The sequence below is a fragment of the Streptomyces fulvoviolaceus genome, from assembly GCF_000718165.1.
GTDB classification, from domain to species: domain Bacteria; phylum Actinomycetota; class Actinomycetes; order Streptomycetales; family Streptomycetaceae; genus Streptomyces; species Streptomyces fulvoviolaceus.
The window spans coordinates 1-618 of the sequence record NZ_JOEY01000160.1 but is presented as its reverse complement, the minus strand read 5'-3'; the positions used below and the strand labels follow the sequence as shown (position 1 = coordinate 618).

The following is a 618-nucleotide window of genomic DNA, read 5'->3' as shown; positions in this document are numbered from 1 at the left end:
TGGGTGGGAGTGTGTTCTGGCATGTGTGGGTGAGCGTGGAGGGTCCCGGCGGGCGGCTGGGTGCTGTCGTCCCGGGAGGTCGAGGGGCTGTATGGGGGGGGTGTGGGGTGGGCGGGTTGCGGGAGCTTGCGGCGTCGTTCGTCGTGCCCGGCCCCTCGGGCGTGGCGGTCCGCACTCGCCTCAAGCAGCTCAGGCCCGCCGATGAGAGGGTGCTCGCGCTGGTCGGTGCGTACCTCGGTTCGCTGGCTTCCCGGGACTTGAAGGTGCGGTGCGCGGAGGGCCTGGAGCATTCCGCGGACGCGTGGGCGGCGCGTAAGCGGGCTCTGACGTGTGTGTCGTCGTCCCGGTGGGCGGGTTCGATCACCAAGGCCACGCATGATCAGTGGGCGCTGGCCCGCCGCTGTCAGCTCGCCCACCTCCGGTCTCTTGAGGCGGGGATCCGGACGATCGCGCACCGGCTGGCGCTGCCGGTCGGTGCGAAGGGCTCGAAGCGGGCGGCGGGCGGTTACCGCAGCCGGCGGGAGTGGCATGCCAAGACCCGCCGCCTGCAGGTGCTGGAGGACCGGCTGGAGCGTGAGCGGGCCGACCGGGAGGCCGGGACCGTGCACGTCGTACGCG

The 618-nt window shown here is 72.8% G+C and carries 1 pseudogene; it reads left to right on the top strand.

The window, feature by feature from the left end:
- Window positions 1–107: 107 nt before the first annotated feature.
- Window positions 108–618: pseudogene (locus IG08_RS0153305) on the top strand (IS200/IS605 family accessory protein TnpB-related protein); the annotation flags it as partial.